Source organism: Candidatus Poribacteria bacterium (assembly GCA_021162805.1).
GTDB lineage: Bacteria > Poribacteria > WGA-4E > B28-G17 > B28-G17 > JAGGXZ01.
Window position 1 is genome coordinate 16,198 of the sequence record JAGGXZ010000151.1, and the last position, 23,464, is coordinate 39,661.

Annotated in this window: 18 protein-coding genes; 5 read left to right on the plus strand and 13 right to left on the minus strand. The window is 52.1% G+C overall.

The genetic code is table 11. The annotated features are described in order from the left end of the window. Positions 1–6 precede the first annotated feature (6 nt). The 5 genes from J7M22_11510 to J7M22_11530 all read left to right on the plus strand — a co-directional run bounded on the left by J7M22_11510 (position 7) and on the right by J7M22_11530 (position 6,964). Positions 7–2,391 carry a cyclic nucleotide-binding domain-containing protein gene (locus J7M22_11510; GenBank protein ID MCD6507231.1) on the plus strand — a complete coding sequence of 795 codons (2,385 nt, stop codon included), beginning with the start codon at positions 7–9 and terminating at the stop codon, positions 2,389–2,391. 18 nt (positions 2,392–2,409) lie between these two features. Beyond that, positions 2,410–3,417 (plus strand): hypothetical protein, encoded by a 1,008-nt coding sequence (locus J7M22_11515; GenBank protein MCD6507232.1) that lies wholly within the window; start codon positions 2,410–2,412, stop codon positions 3,415–3,417. 11 nt (positions 3,418–3,428) lie between these two features. Next, the gene (locus tag J7M22_11520) at positions 3,429–4,577 is read left to right on the plus strand and encodes an iron-containing alcohol dehydrogenase (GenBank protein MCD6507233.1); all 1,149 of its coding nucleotides are present in this window, start codon (positions 3,429–3,431) and stop codon (positions 4,575–4,577) included. An 81-nt stretch (positions 4,578–4,658) separates the two neighbouring features. Beyond that, positions 4,659–6,179: a sigma 54-interacting transcriptional regulator gene (locus J7M22_11525; protein MCD6507234.1), complete on the plus strand. Its 1,521-nt coding sequence runs from the start codon at positions 4,659–4,661 to the stop codon at positions 6,177–6,179. Between the two features lie 95 nt (positions 6,180–6,274). Further along, positions 6,275–6,964 carry a HEPN domain-containing protein gene (locus tag J7M22_11530; protein MCD6507235.1) on the plus strand — a complete coding sequence of 230 codons (690 nt, stop codon included), beginning with the start codon at positions 6,275–6,277 and terminating at the stop codon, positions 6,962–6,964. On the opposite strand, the gene J7M22_11535 is transcribed toward J7M22_11530, so the two are convergent. The 13 genes from J7M22_11535 to J7M22_11595 all read right to left on the minus strand — a co-directional run bounded on the left by J7M22_11535 (position 6,961) and on the right by J7M22_11595 (position 23,462). After that, the gene (locus J7M22_11535; protein ID MCD6507236.1) at positions 6,961–8,484 is read right to left on the minus strand and encodes a radical SAM protein; all 1,524 of its coding nucleotides are present in this window, start codon (positions 8,482–8,484) and stop codon (positions 6,961–6,963) included. The genes J7M22_11530 and J7M22_11535 overlap by 4 nt on opposite strands. A gap of 86 nt (positions 8,485–8,570) precedes the next feature. Beyond that, a complete protein-coding gene (gene ftsZ / locus J7M22_11540; GenBank protein MCD6507237.1) occupies positions 8,571–9,794 on the minus strand; it encodes a cell division protein FtsZ in 1,224 nt (407 codons plus the stop codon). Positions 9,795–9,871: 77 nt separating this feature from the next. After that, positions 9,872–11,113, minus strand: coding sequence for a cell division protein FtsA (gene ftsA, locus J7M22_11545; protein ID MCD6507238.1), 1,242 nt, complete (start codon positions 11,111–11,113; stop codon positions 9,872–9,874). Between the two features lie 3 nt (positions 11,114–11,116). Then, the gene (locus J7M22_11550) at positions 11,117–11,743 is read right to left on the minus strand and encodes an FtsQ-type POTRA domain-containing protein (protein MCD6507239.1); all 627 of its coding nucleotides are present in this window, start codon (positions 11,741–11,743) and stop codon (positions 11,117–11,119) included. An 85-nt stretch (positions 11,744–11,828) separates the two neighbouring features. Next, positions 11,829–12,737 (minus strand): UDP-N-acetylmuramate dehydrogenase, encoded by a 909-nt coding sequence (gene murB / locus J7M22_11555; GenBank protein MCD6507240.1) that lies wholly within the window; start codon positions 12,735–12,737, stop codon positions 11,829–11,831. Further along, entirely contained in the window at positions 12,700–14,082 is a 1,383-nt protein-coding gene (locus J7M22_11560) for a UDP-N-acetylmuramate--L-alanine ligase (protein MCD6507241.1), read from the minus strand. The genes murB and J7M22_11560 overlap by 38 nt, the downstream gene beginning before the upstream one ends. A gap of 4 nt (positions 14,083–14,086) precedes the next feature. Then, positions 14,087–15,178: an undecaprenyldiphospho-muramoylpentapeptide beta-N-acetylglucosaminyltransferase gene (gene murG, locus J7M22_11565; GenBank protein MCD6507242.1), complete on the minus strand. Its 1,092-nt coding sequence runs from the start codon at positions 15,176–15,178 to the stop codon at positions 14,087–14,089. After that, entirely contained in the window at positions 15,175–16,446 is a 1,272-nt protein-coding gene (locus J7M22_11570; GenBank protein MCD6507243.1) for a cell division protein FtsW, read from the minus strand. Before J7M22_11570 ends, murG begins: the two co-directional genes overlap by 4 nt. Continuing rightward, positions 16,427–17,794: a UDP-N-acetylmuramoyl-L-alanine--D-glutamate ligase gene (locus tag J7M22_11575; protein MCD6507244.1), complete on the minus strand. Its 1,368-nt coding sequence runs from the start codon at positions 17,792–17,794 to the stop codon at positions 16,427–16,429. Before J7M22_11575 ends, J7M22_11570 begins: the two co-directional genes overlap by 20 nt. Positions 17,795–17,816: 22 nt before the next feature. Continuing rightward, the gene (locus tag J7M22_11580) at positions 17,817–18,914 is read right to left on the minus strand and encodes a phospho-N-acetylmuramoyl-pentapeptide-transferase (GenBank protein MCD6507245.1); all 1,098 of its coding nucleotides are present in this window, start codon (positions 18,912–18,914) and stop codon (positions 17,817–17,819) included. Then, entirely contained in the window at positions 18,884–20,278 is a 1,395-nt protein-coding gene (locus J7M22_11585) for a UDP-N-acetylmuramoyl-tripeptide--D-alanyl-D-alanine ligase (GenBank protein MCD6507246.1), read from the minus strand. Before J7M22_11585 ends, J7M22_11580 begins: the two co-directional genes overlap by 31 nt. Beyond that, a complete protein-coding gene (locus J7M22_11590; protein ID MCD6507247.1) occupies positions 20,279–21,745 on the minus strand; it encodes a UDP-N-acetylmuramoyl-L-alanyl-D-glutamate--2,6-diaminopimelate ligase in 1,467 nt (488 codons plus the stop codon). Then, entirely contained in the window at positions 21,714–23,462 is a 1,749-nt protein-coding gene (locus tag J7M22_11595; protein MCD6507248.1) for a penicillin-binding protein 2, read from the minus strand. The genes J7M22_11590 and J7M22_11595 overlap by 32 nt, the downstream gene beginning before the upstream one ends. Positions 23,463–23,464: the final 2 nt, after the last annotated feature.

Below are 23,464 nucleotides of genomic sequence, written 5' to 3' on the forward strand. Positions count from 1 at the left end.
GACGCTATGAACGTATACAGATATAAACCCAACCGGGAAACGCTCGATCTGATATTAAATCTGGCAGAGGAATTCCCCGATCTTCATGATCTGATCTCATATCCACACGTGGGAGAATGTTTTCTGACCAGACTGGCCATCCTCTATGAGCACGCACCGAGCTTTCTACTGGGAGGCGAGGTGGAGTCGGAAAGACTTAGGGAACTTGTGTTGGTGCTGGCGCTTTCATATCTGGATCGGTTTTTGAGGAACGTGCCGGACGTAAATCTCCAGCCAAATCCCGACCCCAGAAGAGTCGTCATGTCTACCTTTTGGCATAGGGATGTATGGGACCCTGTCGAACATCTGATACAGGCGGCAAAAGAAGGGATTGAAGGGGTGGAGATAGCGCTGGACTTTCACCCGTTTAATCCAACCAAGTTGCTACCCTGTGAGATCCCACCGAACAAACGTCATCAGCTACGTTATATCTCAAAGGAGCTAAACGTGAGGTTATCATATCATTCCCCGATTGTCGGGCCTTACTCTTCACCTGATCCGTCAGGAAGACAGCTCTTTTACGATCCTGCCGAAAACGTTGAGCTGATGAAGGAAGTGATCGAATTGGCCAGGGAGACAGGGGCGGAGGCAGTTGTGATTCACCTCGTCGATCCCGAATCGCTGGAAAGGATAATCGAGATAATAAACAGCGCCTCTGGAAGTGATGTCGTCGTTGCCCTGGAGAATTACTATCAAACCGGCTTCAGACAGGATTCAGAGGCGTTTATATCGGTGCTGGAAAAGCTGAAAGGCATGCTTGATCCTGAGGTGTTGAATCGCAATTTCGGGGTCACCTTTGACCCGGGCCATTACAACGTCGAGGGCGAAGATCCCATAATTTCGGCCTCCAGGGTGGGTAGATGGTGCCGGGATAACGGTATTAGGATCGTCAAGTTCCACGCGACTGTCAATTATGGACCTTTACACTGTTTCCCACCCAATTACAGCTCAGACGTCCATGACAGAGTCTCGAGCAAGGGGATAAATAATCCGCTGATAATTAAGCTGCTGAGGTCAATGGGTCATATCTTCTCCGTGACAGCGGAGCAAATTGCCCCTCTTGACGAGGAGGATACGAGCGTCATAGATGAGGCACAGAGGGCGAAGATCGATCTCTCGTATGAAGCTATCGTGAGGAAGGGGAAGGAAGTTCTCACTGCTATCCCACCTGATAGGCTGATCACAACCGAATTCGCCCGTGAGGAGGCCTATCAATTTATAGCCGGACTTGAGGGGATCGAGGGATTAAGGGAGTACATGATTTACAGACAGGTTCAACAGGTTGCCAATATGACCTCTGAGACGGCCAAAACCGCTACCACGCTTTTCATGAACCTGAGCGAAAGGGAACAGAAGCTGTTGCTTAACTCCCTGGATAACCTTCTCCTTTCATCTATAGGTCCTGCTTATGGTGAAATAGGCCCCGAGGATGTGGAGGAAATATGTGAACGACTCAGCGGGGCGATCCTTGAAGCGCTTAACAGACAGATGCTGGCGGAGCTTTTCTCGGAGGTTCGGACCCTTAAAGCCGGCGATGTAATCTGTCACGAAGGAGATGTGGGGGATGAGATGTTCTATATCAAAGATGGCTTCGTCAGCATCTATCTGGATGAGATATCGGTGGCACGCTTAGGTCCCGGCGAGGTGCTCGGCGAGATGTCGATCTTCTACAATTTACCCCGAACCGCTACGATTAAAGCTCAAAGCGATCTCGAACTCGGCGTTATAAATCGGGAGAAGGTTCTTTCCATCCTTCGTGAAAAGGGCGATCAGGCCAAGGCTCTCCTCTACAGACTATACATGACCTTGCCCAGGAGGGTCAGGGAGATGAACTTGCTCTATACCGAGCGGTTCGGATATGTCGGACTTGAAATCGGTCAGAGATTGATCGATCAGATGATAGCGCTTGAGGGATTTCCCCTGATGGTGAGGCTTGATCGGATGAACTCTGAAGAGCTCAAGGATCTCTTCGAGGACGGTAGGTTTTACCCTGAAGGTGTGGTCATAATCAAGAAGGGTTCCGATGGATCGGGTATATACTTCATAGATAGAGGTTCAGTACGAGTCGTGGATTTCCAGGAGGATAAACCGGTGTTGCTGGCATTGCTCAACGAGGGGGAGATATTCGGCGAGATGTCGGTGATCGATCGATCTAAAACCTCAGCCACCGTTATATCAGAGGGGGCTTTCATAAGGTTCCTGCCGAGGCGGAGGTTTAATGAGATCCTCTCAAGCGATCCAGGCCTCTCCTATAGGTTGATCTCCACTCTCTGTTCGATACTGATGGATAGACTTTACAGATTGGATAGGTTGTTTAAACTCACCAAAACCTTCGTGTCTAACGTCGCCTGATAAAAAGGGAGCAGAACGATGGAAAAATGGGAGATAATAGATCGACGTGCTTTGATTGAAGACCTGAGCGAAGCGTTCGATCCTCATAGCGCTGAAGTGCTGGCGGATGTTATGGGACGAGTGATATCCCAGTTGAAGCCTTTTAGCATTCTGCGGGAGGATATCCGCGAACTGAAAGAAACGGTAACCTTGCTCATCCAGGCCCAAGAACGTACCGAGAGACGTTTGGAGCAGCTTGCTCAAGCTCAAGCCAAGACAGAAGAGAGGGTCACAAGGCTTGAGATAGCCGTGGAGAAGTTGGCTCAGGCTCAGGCGCGGACGGAAGAGAGGGTTACAGGACTTGAGGAAGCTATGGAGAAGCTTGCCCAGGCTCAGGCACAGGCAGAGGAACGGATCACAAGGCTTGAAGCGGCTATAGAGAAATTAGCTCAGGCTCAGGCACGGACAGAAGAGAGGGTCACAGGGCTTGAGGCAGCTGTGGAGAAGCTTGCCCAAGCTCAGGCGCGGACAGAAGAGAGGGTTACAGGACTTGAGGCAGCTGTGGAGAAGCTTGCTCAGGCTCAGGCACGGACGGAGAAAGCTCTCCAGAATCTGGCCAAACAGTTGGGAGGTCTGAGCGATACCGTAGGAGGAGATATAGAGGATATCGCATACATCGTGGTGCATGATGTGTTAAGGAGGGAATACGGGTGGAAGGTTGGTCCGCTCGAGAGATCATGGCAGAGATGGGATGGTAAGGAGGTGGAGGTCAATCTCTTCGGCCAAGCCACCGATCCTGCCCATCCTGATAGAAGGATATGGATCGTCGGGGAAGCCAAACATAATCTGACTCTCAAAGAGGTCAGAAAATTCGTCAGACAGATTGCGCGGGCCCGTCGAAATTTGGAAGGAGAGGTTTTTCCCGTGTGTTTTTGCTACCGAGCTCGACCGGAAGTTCAGGATAGAATCCGATCTGAGGGGATATATCTGGTCTTCTCCTACGGTAAGCTGGTGTCACCTGACGAATGTCATCAAATACTCCAATAGGAGGTACAGCAATGGCGGTCGAGATGACCTTCCAGCTTTACACGAAGGTAATTAAGGGCGTCGGGGCCATAAAAAGCGTCGGCGAGGAGGCGAAAGGGCTTAAAGGGGAGAGAGCCCTTATAGTTACGGGGCCGAAAATATTGAAGACGGGGTTAATCGATGAGGTGAGGAACTCCCTGAGCGATGCGGGTATAAGTTACGAGATCTTCTCGGAGGTCGAGCCCAATCCCTCCGTTAGGACGGTTGAAAAGGGCAAAGAGATTCTCCTCTCCGACGGATTTGACCTGATAATCGCCGTGGGAGGAGGGAGCAACATAGATGCTGCCAAAGCGATGGCTGTGATGGCCGTTAATCCCGGTTCGATCTGCGATTATGAAGGTGCCGATAAGTTTCAAAATCCACCTCTGCCTATAATAGCCGTTCCGACGACCGCTGGAACGGGCAGCGAGGTCACGTTCGCATCGGTGGTGACCGATACGGAGAGAAACTATAAGTTCGTCGTCTGGAGTCGTCTGTTAGCTCCTAAGGTGGCGATACTCGATCCACTGACCCTGTCCACCGCTCCCCGCTCGGTTGTGATCGCCGCTGGGATGGACGCCCTGACGCACGCTATAGAATCCTATGTCTCCAAGCTCGCTAATCCCTATACCGAGAATTTCGCCCTCACCGCCATAGAGATCATCTCCAAGAACCTGCCGCCCGCCGTTGCCGATCCGGCCAATCCGGTTGCCGCTGAGAACATGCTTACGGCGAGTAATATGGCCGGTATAGCGTTCACGAACACCAGGTTAGGGATCGTGCATGCGATGGCCCTTCCGCCGAGCGCCCTTTATGATGTACCCCATGGGATAGCCAATACGATACTTCTGCCTCACGGGATAGAGTTCAATCGGATCGGCAATCCGACCAAGTATGCGCATATAGCCTATGCGATGGGTGAATCGGCTCAGACGGTGAGGGAGGCATCTTTACTAGCGGCGGAGGCGGTCCGAAAGCTGGCGATGGATATAGGGGCACCGCTTTCCCTCTCCAGCGTCGGTGTCGAGAGCGATTCGATCCCCAAAATGGCTGAGGACGCTATGAAAAGCGGCCATTTAGCGGTCAACCCACGCAAGGTCACCTTCGAGGATATGATCAGGATTTATCAGGCGGCTTTCTAGTGCAGTTGACGTCCGACCGTCCATAGTAGTATAATTGAAAACGTAATCCCTAGGAGATTCCCCCAGCGACAGGGTGATAGTTTGGACGATGTCCTGAAAATACCCGGCGACAGCCTGACCAGAGATGAGTTGGTTGGGCTTCTGGAGATAAGCCGAACGATGAATTCCTCCCTTGATCTGGAGGAGGTATTGGATCGGGCGCTACATGAGGTTGTGGAGATCCTACATGCGGAGGCGAGTTCAATATGGCTCTTCGATGAGAAGGAGAGGGATCTGTATGTGGCCAGCGCCACGGGAATAAGGGAAAAAGAGGTAAAAAAGGTCAGGTTGGAGCCCGGCAAGGGGATCGTAGGTTGGGTCGTCAAAACAGGTGAACCCTTCATGACGCAGGATGCTCGTCTGGAGCCGAAACATGCCCGCGATATAGCGGAGATGCTGGAGTATGAGGGCAAGGAGATATTATGTGTGCCGATGCGGTCTAAAGGGAAGGTGATAGGAGCCATAGAGGTGATAAACAAATCGGATGGATCTGCCTTCACACAAAAGGACCTGTATCACCTCTCGATATTCGCAAACCTCGCCGGGATAGCCATCGAAAACGCAAAACTCTACGGGATGCTTCAGGAGGAGAACAGCTCGCTTCGGAGAAAGCTCGGCGAGATAGAGTTTGAGGATATCGTCGCCAAAAGCCAGAAGATGCTTGATGTCATAGATATGGCCAAGCGTGTGGCACAGGTCAATTCCACCGTCCTCATACGGGGCGAAAGTGGGACCGGAAAGGAGCTGATCGCCAGAGCCATTCATCGGGCAAGCCCCAGATGTGATGGGCCTTTCATCCCCGTAAACTGCGGGGCAATGCCCGATACCCTCCTGGAAAGCGAGCTCTTTGGACATGAAAAAGGGGCCTTTACGGGAGCTATCGCCCGAAAATTGGGTAGATTTGAACTGGCTGATAAGGGCACCATATTCCTGGACGAGATAGGTGATATGCCTCCGGCGCTCCAGGTCAAGCTGCTGAGGGTCCTACAGGATAGGAGGTTTGAAAGAGTTGGTGGGACTAAAACGATCGAGGTGGACGTCAGGATAATAGCGGCGACGAATCAGAACCTCGAACAACTGATGGCGGAAAACAAGTTCCGAGAAGATCTCTATTACCGACTCAACGTCATAACTATCTTTGTCCCGCCGCTTCGGGAACGGCCCGAGGATATACCTCTCCTGGCGGAGCATTTCCTACGCAAATACCGGACGGAGACCAACAAGAAGGTGGTTGGGTTCTCGGAGGAGACGATGAACATGCTTATGAGCTACCATTGGCCGGGAAACGTTCGGGAGCTTGAAAACGCCGTGGAACACGCCGTGGTGCTCACCAAGTCGCAGATCATACAGCCCGATGATCTCCCCTTTAACCTCAGGTCACATGAACCAGAGGTGCCAGCTCAAATAACCACCCTGGAGGAAGCACAGAGGGAGTTCAAAAGACGGCTTATCATGAGGGTTCTACAGCAGACGGGGGGAAACAGGACGAAAGCCGCCCAGATATTGAACATACAGAGAACCTACCTCTCCAGGCTCATCAAGGAACTGGGGATAAACGCCTAATTTCCCTCCCTTTCACCCTCATTATCTTTAAGCGGAGGCGCGGGTAGGTAGTGAGCGAAGAGAGGAAAAGAAATCTTATCAGTGAATGGCTTAGGATGAAAAGGAAGATCCAAAGGCATATCCTGCCTCAGAGGGTGATCCTGTTCGGTTCATTCGCCAGAGGTGCGATCTCCCGGTGGAGCGACATAGATCTGGTCATAATCAAAGAGAGTCGTAAACCCTTCTTCGAGAGGGTTAAAGAGGTGATAGAGGTACTGAAGCCGAGAGTAGGAGTTGATCTTCTGGTTTATACTCCTCAGGAGGTTGAAAGGGCAATACAGACCAACTACTTTCTGAGAGAGGAGATTTTCAAAAAAGGGAGAGTGATAATGGGGAGCTTTAAAGATGAAGCTCTTAAATGGTTGCAGTTCTGTGAGGAGGATATAAGAATGGCCGAGCTGGCAATGAGGGAAGGAATCTACAATCAGGTTTGTTTTCACTCACAACAGTGCATTGAGAAATCCCTCAAAGCCATATTGGTCGCTGAAGGGATAGATGTCCCCCGTACCCACAAGGTAGTGGATCTAATCGCCGAGGTTAATCGGGTGACCGGTGAAGATCTCTTCGAGAGGTTTAAAGGGATAGAGATCGTAGATCAGTATTACATTCCGACTCGGTATCCGGATGCGGTGCTAGGCATTTTGCCGGAGGGGATACCGGGAAAGGATGAAGCAACGGAAGCGATCGAATTCGCACGAGCCGTCTCAGGATATGCCTCCCATAGGATAAGCCTCTCTCAGTCCTAACAAGCACCACATGCCTTGCACCTACCCTGCTGATCACATCCCGATGATGGTTGCCCTCTCTTGAATCTCTCAAACTCTCTTATGAGATATTCCTTCCTCACGCCCGTATCTATAAAATCCCAGGGCAGATCGCCTTGTATGGGGATCTCGCCCAGATAAATCTCGGGATGAACGTCGTGTCTTCTCAAGGCCTGTTTCCAAGGGAGACCGTTTGCCGTGTCGATGATCACAGGGGTAATTCGTCGGTCGCCGCGCGAGAGGATAGCCTGGATCACGGCCATCCGGGCGCTTGAGGATGAAAATTCCACTCCTCCCATCCTGCCGATCTCCTTTCGAATCATATGAAGCCTGCGTGAAAGCACCCTCTCATCCTCCATCCTCATCCATTGCAGAGGGGTGTGCGGTTTAGGAATAAGGGGGGAGACCGTTACCCTGATCCGGACGGGATTTCTCCTCGGATATGAGAGGGCAATCTCCCTGACCATAATCAGAAAGCCGATTATCGCTTCGATCTCAGCCTCTCCTTCATCCGGCAGGCCGGTGATGAAGTAAAGCTTAAGGTTTGGTATTCCGAACGATATCGCCCTCTCCAGGGCCGAGATGATCGTCTCGTTCGGTATGTCTTTGTTGATCGCCGATTTCAAATCGGGCAGTATCACCTCAGGGGCGAGGGTAAGGGTTTTAACTCCGCCCTGAGCCAGGGCCTTTAACAGCTCATCACTCGTCGAATCGGCGCGCAGGGAGGAGATCGATATGCTGGCTCCCATCTTGACAAGGCGATGGGCGATCTCCTCTATGTGAGGATGATCGGAGACGGCAGCGCCTAATAGCCCGATTCTGTCGGTATATCTCATTCCTCTTTTCGCCAGCTTCAGAGCAGCTTTCACGGAGAGGAATCTAGGCGGACGATGGGTGAAATCGGCAACACAGAACCTACAACCTCTGCCGCAGCCTCTTATCAGCTCCAAGAGCCACATGTTCGAAAACTCGGTCTCATTCGTCACCAATTCGGAACATGGCTCGATCGAATCCATTTCCCCTGCCCGGAGCCATTTGATTTTTCTCCGTCCGATACCAATCGAAGGGACGTATACCCCTTCAAGCTCGGAGAGCTCCTCCATAAGCTCATCGCGCGAGATCCGGTTTTCCTTCCATGAGATAAGTCGATCGAGGAGCAGGCTAAGGTTCCCCTCCGCCTCACCGATGAAAACCAGATCCATCAACTCCGCTATAGGTTCGGGGTTAATGGACGGGGCGATTCCGCCCGCCATGATGATCGGATCCCTCGGTCCTCTTTCGCTTGAGAGAAATGGGATATTGAAATAGGAGAGAAATATCGGTAGGTTCAGATAATCGATCTCAAAGGGAATGGAAAAAGCCCAGACGTCAAATTCGGAAAGCGCCGAATTGCTTTCTATCGAACGTCCGGGCACATCCCCTTCAAGAAAGAACCTTTCACATCTTACATCGGGATGTCGGTTGAGCTCCCTATATACGATCTGGAAGCCGAGGTTTGACATCCCGACGAAGTAGGTATTCGGAAATATAAGGGCGACTCTCAGCTTGCCTTTCAGTTTGGGCTTACGACCTCTTTCTTTTCTCGAACCTATCTCCTCCTTCCCCTATCCCTGTTTATCCTCATATAGGCAGGGATATCGTACACGGGGTTATTGGTTTCATCCTGGACGCCTTCCGGCTGGAATGGTGAGGTGGCTTGTTCCTGCGGTTCTCTCTGATAGGGCACAGAAGGCTGGATCGTGCTTTCATATTCCGGTCGTCTTCTTCTGAAATCCCTTCTGAAGCTTCTGGTTAGCAGGTCGTCTATGTCCAGTCCCTCTGCTCCACGAGCTGCTCTGATCTTACGTCGTCTTCTCTGATCGAATCCCGTGGCGATGACGGTAACCTTCATGTTTTCGCCCATCGATTCGTCGTAGACCAATCCGAAGATGATATGTGCGTCCTCATCGGCTGCCTCGTAGATGACTTCAAGCGCTTCGTCCAGTTCGTGCAGCCGCATATCCGGCGCCGCTGTGACGTTGACCAGCAATCCCGTGGCACCTTGTATGGAGGTCTCCTCCAGAAGAGGGCAGGATATAGCCTTTTCCGCCGCCAATTGAGCTCGATTTTCCCCGGACGCTACGCCGATACCCATCAGCGCCCCGCCGGTTTCGGACATTATGGTTTTGACATCAGCGAAATCCACGTTTATCTCACCCGGTATGGTTATTATATCTGAGATGCTCTGCACTCCCTGCCTGAGCACGTCATCGGCCACGCGGAAGGCCTCGGATATGGAGGTATTTCTGTCCACGACCTCGAGCAGCCTCTGGTTCGGGATGACTATGGCGGTATCGGCCACCCCTTTGAGCTTAACGATTCCCTCTTCGGCCTGGATCTTGCGCTTTTTACCCTCGAAATCAAAGGGCCTCGTCACGACTGCGACCGTAAGTGCTCCTGTTGCCTTCGCCAGCTCAGCGATCACCGGTGCGGCGCCGGTACCCGTTCCTCCACCCATTCCGGCTGTGATGAACACCATATCGGCGCCTTCGACGATCTGATTGAGTTTATCCTTGTCCTCCAAAGCGGCCTTTTCGCCTATCTCCGGGTTAGATCCGGCGCCAAGCCCATGGGTGATGGCCTCGCCTATCTGGACTTTTATGGCGTCATGGCAGCTTTGGAGGGCCTGTGCATCGGTGTTAACGGCATAGAACTCCACTCCGCGGAGGTTCGCCTCGATCATTCTTCTAACGGCGTTCCCCCCTCCGCCACCGACCCCTATGACCTTTATTACGGCGATGTTCCTCGCCTCCTCCTTTTCAAATTCGATCATCTATATCCCTCCAGAGAAGCTTTTTATATTTAACCATAATTAAATCTGAAATTAAAGCCCTTTTTCATCCTTCACCTTCAGAAGTAATCGGCGAACCACTCCTTCATGCGTTTCCATATCTCCTCGAATTGCCGAGAGCTTTTAAATCTACCTTTTTGGCCTTTTCCCTTCTTTCGATCCTCCGCTCCGAAGAGGACCAGCCCCACTCCCGTGGCGTAGATCGGGCTATTGACCTTATCGACAAGCCCTCTCAGCGGTCCCGGATAACCTATCCTGACGGGAAGATCGAACATCTGCTCGGCCAACTCCGGCAGCCCCTCCATCAGGGCACACCCGCCGGTTAGGATAACCCCTTCGGTGATGATCACCCTGCTCTTTTCGACCTCGCGGGCGACAAGGTCGAGGATCTCCATCATCCTCGGCTGTATTATCTCGGCCAGCACCTTTCTCATTATCAGCCTCGGTCTTCTTCCGCCGGAGACGTTAACGGAAACGGTCTCCGTATCGTCCACCAATCCTACAAGGGCACAGCCGCTTTGTATCTTCACTTTCTCAGCCTCAGGTACTGGTATCCTCAATCCCATCGCTATATCATTGGTGACATGCCAACCCCCGAGGGAGAGCACCTTGGTATGAACGATAGCGCCGTTTCTGAAGACCACTATGTCTGTCGTTCCGGCTCCCATATCGACGAGCGCTGCCCCTGATTCCCTCTCAGAGGGGGTCATCACAGCTTTACTCGAGGCCAGAGGCTCCAGGACGATATCCTCGACCGATATCCCCGCCATGTGGACGCTTTTGACGAGGTTCTGAGCGGAGGTGACGGCGCCTGTCACGATATGAACGCGCGCTTCAAGCCTTACCCCATTTAGACCCACGGGGTCCTTGATCCCATCTTGTCCATCGACGACGAACTCCTGTGGGATGACGTGAATCACCTCCCGTTCGACCGGTATGGCGAGGGCCTGAGCGGCGTTTATCGCCCTGTCCACATCTGACTGCGTTATCTCGTGATTTTCACCCGAAACAGCTACCACGCCGCTGACGTTGGTGCCCATTATATGGCCTCCGGCTATCCCAACGTATGCTGAACCGATTTCGACTCCCGACATCAGCTCGGCATCCTCGACCGCCTGTCTTATGGAGGCTGCTGTCTTTTCTATATCGATTACCACGCCCTTACGCAGCCCCTCCGAGGGCGCGGTCCCAACGCCTATAACCTCGATTTCACTCTCATCGCCCGATCCGACATCGGCGATCACCGCCGCTATCTTGCTCGTGCCGATATCCAACCCGGCGATGACGTTTTCCCTTGCCATATCTCACGTCCCTCCGCAGTAAACTAACTTATCATACCTTGCATCGATGTATCCCCCGCTTTCGCCCTGACATCTTCTCATCGAATCGATGAGATATGCGTTTTCAAGCCCCTCCTCGATGTTACCCGATCTTAAAAGCATACGCGTCCCATCCTTGAGACGCACCACGATCCTGGACGGCTTTTCGGCAGAGATAAGCTTAACCTTCTCAAACAGCACCGGATACAACATCTCGATATATCTCATAGTAGCCAGGGCGATCTTTACATCACCTTCTATCACTTTAAACCCCCTGTATTTATCGGGGGATACATCCTCCTCCAATACGAAACCCTCATCGTCCACCAGATAATACCTACCCCTGGATCGCAGGACGGCCTCAGGCCGTCTCTCCCAAACCCTTATTATGACCTGCCCCGATAGGCCCTTGTTCACTCTAACCTTTCTGAGATATTTGGAATGAGAAAGCAGCTTTGCCGAGATTAAATCCGGAGATACACGCCTCATATCCGTTCCCACCCGAATTCCCGAAAGAGCTACTATCTTCGATTCAGGGATAACTCGGGCGCCTATGACGGATATCCTATCGACTAGAAGCACATCGCCTGATCCGCTCTTATATGCCCTCACTCCTCCATAGAGGAGTACCGATAGGATAATCATAAGCAATACACACCTTCCTATTCTTACCCTTCGCCTCTTTCCACTTTTAAGGCTATTCGACATATTCAACTTCGAGCTGGAGTTCAACCCCCGATTTCTCCCTGACCTCATCTTTCACCCTATGGATAAGCTCAATTATATCGGAGGCGGTGGCTGTTCCGATGTTGATTATAAAATTTGCGTGTACCATCGATACCATAGCGCCGCCGATCCTAAGGCCTTTAAGGCCACATCTTTCGATCAAAGCGCCGGCGGAGATATCCGGCGGATTTTTAAACACGCATCCCGCGCTCAAAGCGCCCAAGGGCTGTTTCATTCGCCTTTCAGCCCAGAAGGCATCAATTCTCCGTCTGAGCTCCCATCTATCAGATCGATGTAGTTTGAATCTAGCCCCCACAGCGCAGAGAAACCGATCGAGTCGGCTTCCTCTGTATTCGAAGCCGAGATCCTCTCCCCCTACCTTAACAAGTTCGCCGTTGAACGTCACCACCTCGGCCTCTTCGATCACATCGGAGATCTGCCGGGAATGTGCTCCAGCGTTCATCTTGATCCCCCCGCCGACCGTTCCCGGTATGCCGTAGGCGAACTCCAGACCACCGAGCCCTTTCTCGGCCGTTTCCCTGGCAAGTCTGCTCAGCGGAAAGGCAGCGCCACATGAAACGTATTCACCTTCGAAATCGATCCAGGAGAACGCATCTCCCAATTTTACCACCACCCCTCTAAACCCATCATCCGAGAAGAGAAGATTGGTGCCGTTACCGATGAGAAAGAATTTGACATCGTTGTCGAGCGTTAGATTATACAGCTCCACCAGGGCTTGGGGCGAATTGACTATGGCGAACACGTCGGCAGGCCCACCTACCCCGAAGGAGGTATGGCTTGACATCGGCTCATTATATCTTAACTCCAAACGGTCAATTTTTTCAAGTTCCCTTTTCAATGAGCCTATCCCGTAGTCCATAAGCCACCTTCCAGATATCCCCTGCCCCGGCCGTTATGACAAGGTCGCCGGGCCGAACGAGCTTGACCAGATATTCGATCACATCCTCCAGGTTAGGGATATATACCACGTTTCTATGCCCGTGATCACGTATGGATGATGCCAGACTGTCACCCGTCACGCCTTCTATCGGTTTTTCCCCCGCGCCATAGATCGCCGTCACGATCAACAGGTCGGTTTGGAAGAAGGAGTTGGCGAACTCCTCGGCCAGATGTTTAACCCTTTGATATCGGTGAGGTTGAAAGATCGCCACCACTCTCCTTCCAGGGAAGGAAAGCCTAGCGGCGCTGAAGGTGGCCTTGAGTTTGGCCGGGTTATGAGCGTAATCGTCCACGATCAAAACACCCTTGAACTCGCCGATTATCTCGAACCTGCGGTGTACCCCCTTAAACCCCTCAAGGCCCTTCTTGATCGATTCGAAGTCGATCTCCAGCTCGAGACCTACCGCCACGGCCGCAAGCGAATTTTGAACGTTATGTATGCCGGGCATAGGCAGATATATCTCCCCTAGAGGTTCCCCCCGGAACTTGACCTCATACCGTGCGGTTGGCCCCTTATATCTGATCTCATGTGCCGTTACGTCAGCTAGGGTCTCAACCCCATAGGTGATGAATCTCCTCTTGATGTGAGGAATGAGATTCTGTATGTTCTCCTGATCCAAACATAAGATGGCGACACCGTAGAAGGGAACGCGATTGATAAAATCCAAGAAGGTTTTCTTGATGTCCTCTATGTCCCTGTAATAGTCAAGATGATCGGCATCGATTGAGGTGACAACAGCAATTGTGGGCGATACCCTCTTTATCGATCCATAAGCCTCATCCGCCTCCACCACCATGAAATGGCTATTACCGAGCCTGGCTCCTGTGCCCAAACTTACGAGTTTCCCGCCGTCTATCACCGTGGGATCTAACCCGCCCATCTCCAGGACAGATGCGATCATCGCCGTGGTGGTGGTCTTGCCATGGGTGCCTCCAATAGCTATGCTGAACTTCATCCTCATCAGTTCCGCCAGCATCTCAGCCCTCGGTATCACAGGTGTTTTGATCTTTCTGGCCTCCTGTACCTCAGGATTGTCCTCCGGTATGGCCGATGAGACCACCACAACATCCGCTCCGTGGATGTTCTCTCCGCTATGTCCTATGTTTATCTTACAGCCCAATCTTCTGAGCCGCTCTACCGTGTCGGACTCCCTTATATCCGATCCGGTCACAGTGAATCCCTGGCTGACCAGTATCTCGGCTATCCCGCTCATCCCCGAACCACCGATGCCCACCAGATGTATATGTCTCGTTTTGCCGAACAACATCTCACCTCCGAAGGTCCTTCAGTATCGAATCGAGGATCATCCCGGCGGCGTTGGGGTTGCCAAGAGCTCTGCTTGCCCGAGACATGGCGGATAACTTCGACTCGTCTAGGATGATCTCCTTTATCTTCACGGCAAGACTTTCAGGCGATATCTCCTTTTCCGGGATTACGGTTGCAGCCCCTTTACGTTCAAGCGACAGGGCGTTAAGCCTTTGATGGTCATTGGTCGCCCTTGCGAACGGCACCAGGATAGCTGGCAGGCCGAACGCTGTGATCTCGGCTATCGTCATTCCGCCCGCCCTGCAGAGCATCAGATCGGTCGCCGAGTAGATCAGGTGTATCTCATCGAAGAACGGCCTCACGAGGTGTCTGATCCCGGATCGCCTGTAAGCTTCGATCACCATATCGTAATCCAGCTTTCCCGTCTGATGGACGATCTGAAGCTTATCGGCTATATCTCTTAGGAAAGGGAGGGTTTCGACCATGGCATCGTTTATCACTGATGCGCCTTGGCTTCCTCCCATCACGAAGAGGGTTTTCATATCCGGATCGAGGCCGATCCGACCGGCGGCGACATGCCGCGGAGGTGGATCTCGGAAGCGGATCGGGTTGCCGGTGATTTCAACCTTACGGCGGTCGAACCATCCGGCGGCCTCCTCAAATCCGAGGAATACCCTTCTCGCCCATCGGCCCACAGCCTTGTTCGTCAGCCCTGGCACTGCGTTCTGCTCTTGAACGAAAAGGGGAACGCCCGTTACGATCCCCGCAAAGGCCACCGGCGCGCAGACGTATCCTCCCGTGATAAATATCGATTCCGGTTCAAACGATCTCACAATCCCCATGGCCTGGATCATCCCGAATGTCAGTTCCCTTCCGGCTGTGAGAAGATAGGGTGATATCCTCCTCGGCAAAGCAGCCGTGTGTATAACTTTGAAATCGAATCCCATAGCCGGTATGATCTTGGATTCCATTCTATTTCCGCTCCCCACGAAGAGCACCTTTGAACTGGGATCTCTCCTTTTCAGCTCTTCGACCACGGCGATGGCCGGAAAAATATGACCTCCTGTCCCACCAGCGGCCACCAGAAGCCTCACACTTCCCCCTCCTTGGAGATATTCAGGAGGATCCCGATCATGATCATGTTGATCATCAGAGAGGACCCTCCCTTGCTTATGAAGGGCAGCGTCACCCCGGTTATGGGGAGCAGTCCCAGAGCGACTCCCATGTTCATCAGGATCTGATAAGCGAAGATACATGTTATACCTATGGCTAACATGCCGCCGAAGAGATCAGGAGCCTTCGATGCGATCGATATCCCACGCCATATCAGGATCATATAGAGGATTATCAGGCTTATCATTCCCAAAGCGCCCAGCTCTTCGCCGATGATCGAAAATATAAAGTCCGTATGCGCCATCGGCAGGAAGAACATCTTGTAGATTCCCTCGCCGAACCCGACGCCGGTTATTCCCCCTCGTCCTATAGCTTCAAACGATCTCATTATATGATAGTTGCCCGTCAGGTTAAAGAGCTGATCGGTATAATCCTTGAGTCTGCTCAGCTTATAAGGATCGTTCTTTATGGCGAAGTAGACCAAGGCGCCGGAGATCAGCCCGAAGAGAGCGATCTGTGATACCCTTGCTCCGCCGATGAATAACATCGTGAAGACCACCAGTCCCAGGAAAGCGGCTGAACTTAAATCGGGCTGAAGGTAGATCAAGGCGAAGAAGACCAGGAGGATCAACAGGCTTGGAAGGACACCCCTGCTAAGCCTTCTTATCTCAGGTGTTTTCCGGCTCAAAAAATCAGCCATGTATATCACCAGGGCAAGCTTGACGAACTCCACAGGTTGAAAGGTCATGAATCCCAGATTAAGCGATCTATGGAATACCCTGCCGGTGGCGGACCTAGCCGGAATACCTAAGGGCGTGAAAACAGCCACCAACATCGCAAAGGCGGTGCCGAGGAGATACCAATATTTCCCTTGGTAAAACCTGTAGGGTATCACATAGGTGATGATCAACCCGACCAATCCCACCACCGCCGCAAGTAGCTGTCTCTTCATAAAGAGCATATCATCCCCGTATAACATGAATGCGGAGAAGGAGCTAGAGCTATAAACCATGACGAGGCCCGTAACGATCAGCACAGCCACAACGCTCGATAGAACCAGATCAGGCATTCTCTTCGTTCTCTCGGCGACGCTCACCGTGGAGAATATAATGGACTTCCTGTATTCCGACAGGCTGGTCCCAGTATCCATCAGCCTCCTGTATCTGGAATTCGCAGGCGGCTTTTTATACCCATAGGACGGACCGGAGTACCCTTTCCTTTTGAGCTTATCAGCCAGAACGGATCGCATTCACGGCCTCCCTAAATCTCTCTCCCCTCTCCCTATAGTCTCTGAAGAGATCAAAGCTTGCATTTGCCGGTGAAAGGAGAACATATCCTCCGGGAAGGGCGAGCGATGAGGCAAGATATACCGCCTCACACATATCCCTTACTCTGTGCATCGGACATATGCCCCTGAAAACCTCCTCGATCTTCCCGATCTCAACCCCCAACAGGATGAGATGTCTTACCTTCTCCTTGACCAGCTCTATCAGTTCCCCGTAATCATTTCCCTTATCTACCCCTCCCATGATGAGCACCACATCGCCCGGTAAAGCCTCAAGGGCAGCCTTTGTAGCTGCCACGTTGGTAGCCTTCGTGTCGTTTATGTATGTCACATCGTTTATACGAGCGACGATTTCGAGTGCGTGTTCTATCCCATGGAACTCCAACACCACATCGGCGATTCCCCCGGTTTCAATCCCCATGATCGAGCCGACGGCGATGGCAGCGGCTATGTTGCTCAGGTTATGCCTCCCCATCAGTTTGATCTTTTCTGTTGAAACGATCCTCTCATTATCCCCCCTTATCTCCGAGATCAACCATCCCTCTTTCAGATAAACTCCCCCCTTAACCCTTCTCCTAAGGCTGAAGGGGACTATCTTAGATCTGATGCCCCGGGATACGGAAGTAACAATCGGATCGTCGGCGTTGACGACGGCAAAGTCATCCTCAGTTTGATTTTTGAAAATCCGGCTTTTAGCCGCTATATACTCCCCCATATCCCGATGTCTATCCATATGGTCGCGATAGATGTTGAGCATCACGGCCACAAGGGGTCTGAACCGCTCTATCGTTTCCAGCTGGAAGCTGCTCACTTCGGCTACGATGATATCCTTCTCCTTTAAGTCCAGCGCTTCCCGGCACAGCGCCGTGCCGATGTTTCCCGCCGTCACAACCTTGTCGAATCGTCCCCGTTTGAGCATCTCGCCCACGAGCGTGGCGGTGGTGGATTTCCCCTTGGTCCCTGTAATTCCGATAAAGGGCGCCCGCGAGATCCTGTAGGCCAATTCTACCTCACCCCAGACGGGGATGCCTCTCCTTCGCGCCTCCACGAGGATCGGATTATCGAAGGGGATTCCAGGCGAGGTTATGACGAGGTCGATCCCATTGAGCAGCTCGATCGGATGTGATCCGAGAAGGAGTTTTATTCCTTCTTTCTCCAGTTGATCTGCCACCTCACCCAGCTCTCTCCTCGATTTCCGATCGTTCCCTATCACCTCGGCGCCCAATCTTCTGAGCGCGTGGATGGCGGCCATTCCACTTCTTCCCAATCCTACAACTAAAACTCTTTTGCCTTTAAGATCGATTCTCTCCATATGCCTATCCTACCGTGTTGGACTACCTCAGTTTCAGGGTGCTAAGCGTTATCAAGACGAATATGGCAGCGATTATCCAGAATCTCACCACCACTTTCGTCTCTGACCATCCTTTCTGCTCGAAGTGATGATGCAGCGGGGCCATTTTGAAAACCCTTTTCCCCGTGAGTTTATAGGACCATACCTGAATAATCACCGAGAGGGCTTCTATAACGAAGACCCCTCCGACGATCACCAGAAGTATCTCCTCCTTGATGAGCACAGCCACCGTTCCGATGGCCGCTCCCAGCGAAAGCGCCCCTACATCTCCCATGAACATCTCCGCCGGATGGCAGTTATACCATAAAAACCCCAATCCTGCCCCCACCATGGTAGCGCAGAAGACGGCCAACTCCCCGGCAAGTGGGATATGAACGATATCCAGGTAATCGGCCATTTTGAAGTTGCTGGTGATGTGTGATAGCACCGCATACGTTCCCGCCACGAAAATCGTGCATGTTATCGCCAGCCCATCCAGTCCATCGGTCAAATTGACCGCGTTGGAGGTGCCCACTATGACCAGCATGGCGAAGGGGATGAAGAGCGGTCCCAGATCAGGCCTGAAATTCTTGAAAAATGGGAAAAGCAAGGCTGTCTTCGACTCCATCCCGCTGGGGACGGGACCCCATCTGTAAACCCAATACGCTATGATGAACGCGCCGAACGATTGGATGATGATCTTATGCCATCCCCTTAGCCCCAGTGACCGTCTATTTCTGACCTTGAGGTAATCATCCAGAAAACCCAACCCTCCGAACCATATCAGCGAGAACAGAACGATATAGATAAGCGGATCGTCCAGGCGAGCCCATAGGAAGGTGGAGATGATAATCGCCGAGAGTATCAGAACCCCGCCCATGGTCGGCGTTCCGGCTTTTGACATGTGAGTCTTCGGCCCATCGTTCCGTATCTGTTGGCCGATTTTCATCCTTCGTAACCTCTCTATCGTGAACGGCCCGAGGATCAGGCTGATCGCCAGCGCCGTCACCGTCGCATACATTGCCCTGAAGGTTATGTACTGAAAGACGTTAAAAGGCGAAAAGAACTGTATCAGCTTTTTGAAGAAGAGGTAGTAGAACATCTTCTCTCCCTGATCGCCTCGAGGATTTTCTCGAACCTCATGGCGCGGGATGCCTTAAGCAGCACCACATCGCCCGGCTCAATCAGATCGCATACCCGAGAAGAAGCCTCCTCGGAAGTGTTGAAATGAAGGGTGGGCTTTCCGAACTTCAAAGGGAGCTCTGCAATAAGCTTTGATCTCTCGCCGACGGTGATCACAATGTCCGGATCGGCTTTCAGGATCATCTCGCCGGCTTGTCTGTGAAGCTCGTCCTCCCGTTCGCCCAACTCCAGCATATCACCTAGAACGACCACTTTCCTGCGTCCGTTACCGACTTCGATCAATATTTCAACGGCAGCCTGGAGGGATTTTGGATTTGAGTTGTAGGCGTCGTTTATAAGGGTGATTCCCCCCTCCAACTCGATCAACTCCGATCTCATATGTGGTGGAGTGAACCTGTTGAGTCCATCGATGATCTCCCGTGGTTTAATCCCTATGCTCCATGCAGCGCAGGTTGAGGCAAGGGCGTTAAGGACGTTATGCGTTCCCAACGCCGATAGTCTCACCTGCCCGATTCGCTCACCGCGTATCGAGATGTTAAAGCACATCCCTTCGCCGGTGAACCTCACCTCCTCGCCTCTCACGTCCGCCCTTTCGCTCAGCCCGAAAGTGAACACATCGCCTCTAGCCCTATCTCTGAGCCTGGGCGTGAAGGGATCGTCCACGTTCAACACCGCCGTTTGGACGAAGCGGAGCAGCTCACCTTTTTCGCGTGCAACCCCATCCAGATCGCCGAAGAACTGGAGATGTGAGGGTCCTATGTTGGTGATCACACCCACCTGAGGGGAGGATATCTCCGAAAGCCTACTGATCTCACCGAACCGGCTGGTTCCGAGCTCAAGCACAACGTAGAGGTGTTCCCCGGTCAACCGAAAGAGGGTCAGCGGGACTCCGATCAGGTTGTTCAGATTCCCCTCATTTTTGAGAACTGAGTGAGAAAGAGAGAGAATCGAGCTGATCATCTCCTTAACGGTGGTTTTCCCGTTGCTACCGGTCACCGCTACGACCGTAGGATTGAATCTTCTTCTCCACCCAGCGGCAAGATCTCCCAGCGCCCGCAGGGTATCATCGACCGAGATAATCGGAAATCCATCGGGGCAGATGACATCCCGTGATACAATAGCAGCGACTGCCCCCTTAGAGGCAGCATCTCGGACGAAATCGTGTCCGTCAAACCTCTCCCCCCTTAAGGCCACAAAGAGCTCACCGGGAGAAATCGTGCGGGAATCGGTCGATACGCCTGAGATCTCCAACTCTTCGGCTTCTCTTCCCCCTGATATCCTTCCGGATACAATCCCAGCTATCTCCCTCAGTTTAAGGTTCACCTAACACCTCTTTTTAATATATTTAGCGGCAACCTCTCTGTCGTCGAAATGTATCTTCCGATCACCTATGATCTGGTAATCCTCATGTCCCTTACCGGCGATGAGGATCAGATCATCTTTCCGTGCGGATCGGACAGCTTTAGCTATCGCCTGTTCCCTATCAGGTTCCACTTCGTAACTTGCATCGGGGTGAACCCCTTTCAGGATCTGCTTGATGATCTCCATCGGCTCCTCCGTACGGGGGTTATCGGAGGTGATGATGGTGTGATCCGCCAGTCTCGTCGAGATCTCCCCCATTTTTGGCCGTTTGGCCCTATCTCTGTCCCCGCCACAGCCGAAAACCGAGATCAGTCTGCCTCCCGTGATTTTCCTCGCCGTTTTCAGCGCCCTTTCCAGTGCATCGGGCGTATGGGCGTAATCGACTATCACGGCGAAATCCTGTCCAAGATCCACCAGCTCGAATCTCCCAGCGACTTTATCTAGCGATTCCAAACCCGACTTTATAGCATCAAAGCTTAATCCCATCGCCACACCGACGCCTGATGCAGCCATGGCGTTGTAGATGTTATGATCGCCGGGGAGCTTAAGCTCAATTATCCCATCACCGATCGGAGTTTTCAAACGAAAGTGAAGTCCGTTGATCGTGGATTCAATCGGATCGGCCGAGATCCCGCCATTACGGTTATTCAGCCCGTACCCGATGATCCCGGCCCCAACTGATTCAGCTTTCCTCAGGAAATATTCAGCGGAGGGATCGTCGACGTTTATGACGGCATATCCTTCCTCCTTGAGCAAATCCAGCAGCTTGAGTTTCGCCTTACGATAGTTTTCGAAGGTTCCGTGGAAATCCAGGTGATCCCATGTGAGATTTGTGAAGACTCCCACGTCGAACCTGACACCATCTACCCTTCTAAGCTCAAGGGCGTGTGACGATACCTCCATCACCACGCCATTGAGCCCTTCTTCGATTGATTTCCTCATCATCCTCTGTATCTCAAGCCCGTCCGGCGTCGTATTCAGAGCTGATATGAGGCGAGAACCGATTCTATGCGCTATCGTGCCGAAGATAGCAGATTGGATTCCAGCCGATCTGAGGATCGCCCATGTCAGATAAGCTGTTGTGGTCTTACCGTTCGTGCCCGTCACCCCTATGACCTTAAGCTCGGAAGAGGGATTACCGTAGAAGTTCGCCGCCATAAGCGCCAGCGCCCTCCTAGCGTCCTTGACTTTAACCCTGCCGACCCCATCGATGGGGTGAAGATCCCTTTCAGAGACCAGGAGGACGGCACCTCTTGTGATAGCATCCTTAATGAACCGATGGCCATCCTGTTTAAAACCTGCCAGGCATACGAAGGCATAACCGGGGGCTACCCGACGGGAGTCATGCTCTATGCCGGATATCTCCATATCCGGATCGGCATCACAGTATAAAGGCTCAAGGTCCTGAAATAACTCCTTCAATCTCATGTCTTTCCCCGGCGAAGGCCTTTGCATAGACACCGCGGACTTTCTCATACTGCAGTATCTTCCTCCCAACAGCGCTGAAGACGGGAGCCGCCACATCTCCCCCGTGATGTTTTCCCTCCGGCTCGTCGATGACGACCACGATGGAATAGGAGGGGCTATCCATGGGGAAGAAGCCGACAAAAGTCGAGACGAACTTCTCCCTTGAATATCCCCTTCTCCCCGCTTTCTGGGCGGTCCCGGTCTTACCTGCCACCTCCACTCCTTCTATCTGAGCATTTGTACCTGTTCCCTCTTTGACGACCAGATTCAACATACGTGCCATCATATCAGCCGTTCTGGCTGATATAACCCTCCTTTCAACCTGAGGTTTAAACCTCCTGATCAATCTCCCTCGGCTATCCCGTATCTCCATTCCGATATGAGGTTTCATCATCACACCGCCGTTAGCTATGGCATTGAAGGCGCAGAGTATCTGAAGGGGGGTGACGGTTATGCCCTGGCCGAACGGGATATAGGTCAGGATAGCTTTGTCGCTCCAGACATTTAACGCTGAGATATCCCCTTTCTTCTCAAACGGCAGATCTATACCCGTCTTCCGTCCAAATCCAAAAAGCCTTATGTACTTTTCAAACTTCTCCCTACCTAAGGTTCTGGCTACCTTGAGAGCGCCAATATTGCTGGATTTAGCCAGAACCTGACGCAGCGTCAGCCATCCATAGGGGGCGATATCGTGTATGGGATGTCCTCGGAAATACAGCACACCGTTCTCACAGAAGATGCTGGAGGATGGCGAGAGTAGCCCCTCTTCGATGGCGCCCGAAATCGGAACTATCTTGAATACGGACCCGGGTTCGAACGTCATCTGAATGGCCCTGTTCAGCTTGATCTTCTCCGGTGTCGTTCCATATCTATTCAGATCAAATGGGGGATAGTTGGCCATGGCGAGCACTTCACCCGTTTTGGGATTCATCACGATGATCGTACCGCCGGAGGCTTTCCAGAACCTGCACGCTTTATCGAGCTCATCCTCAGCGATATGTTGTATCATCTCGTCTATCGTCAATATCAGTTCACTGTTGTATCTGGGAAGATTCGGCTCGCCGTCGGGATACTGAAAGATCCTGTTACGGGCATCCTTGTATATATGAAGGGTGGTTTCGTAATACCTGATCTGATCGTTATAATACTTTTCAACCCCGCTGATGCCTCCCCCGCGGAAGTTAACATATCCTATAACGTGTGAGAGCAGGTCTTTCTTAGGATAAATCCTCTTCTCCTGAACCTCAAACCAAACTCCCCTGATCTCGCCCGATCTGACCATTTCGATTATGGGTTTCATCAAGGATAAATCCCGCTTTTTAGTCAACCATACAAACTTTCTATCCTTACGACTTAATTTCTCCCTGATCTTTTCGGGATCGATTTTAAGAAGGGGTGCCAGCTTTCGAGCCGTAGCATCCGGGTCTTTCACGAGGGTTGGATCGGCCCAAACTGAGAGGGTGTCTATGTTGACCGCCAGGCTTTTCCCATTTCTATCCGTGATCTTACCTCTTCGAACCCTGGTTCCCAGCTCCCCTGTGATAAGCTCCTCCGAGCGTTTCCTAAGCGCTTTAGCGTTCATCTCGATGTGTAACACTCTGGCTATCATTATAAGGAAGAAAACCTGAACGGCTATGAAGAAGATGATAGTCCTAACCTTTTGAACCCTCGATACCATCT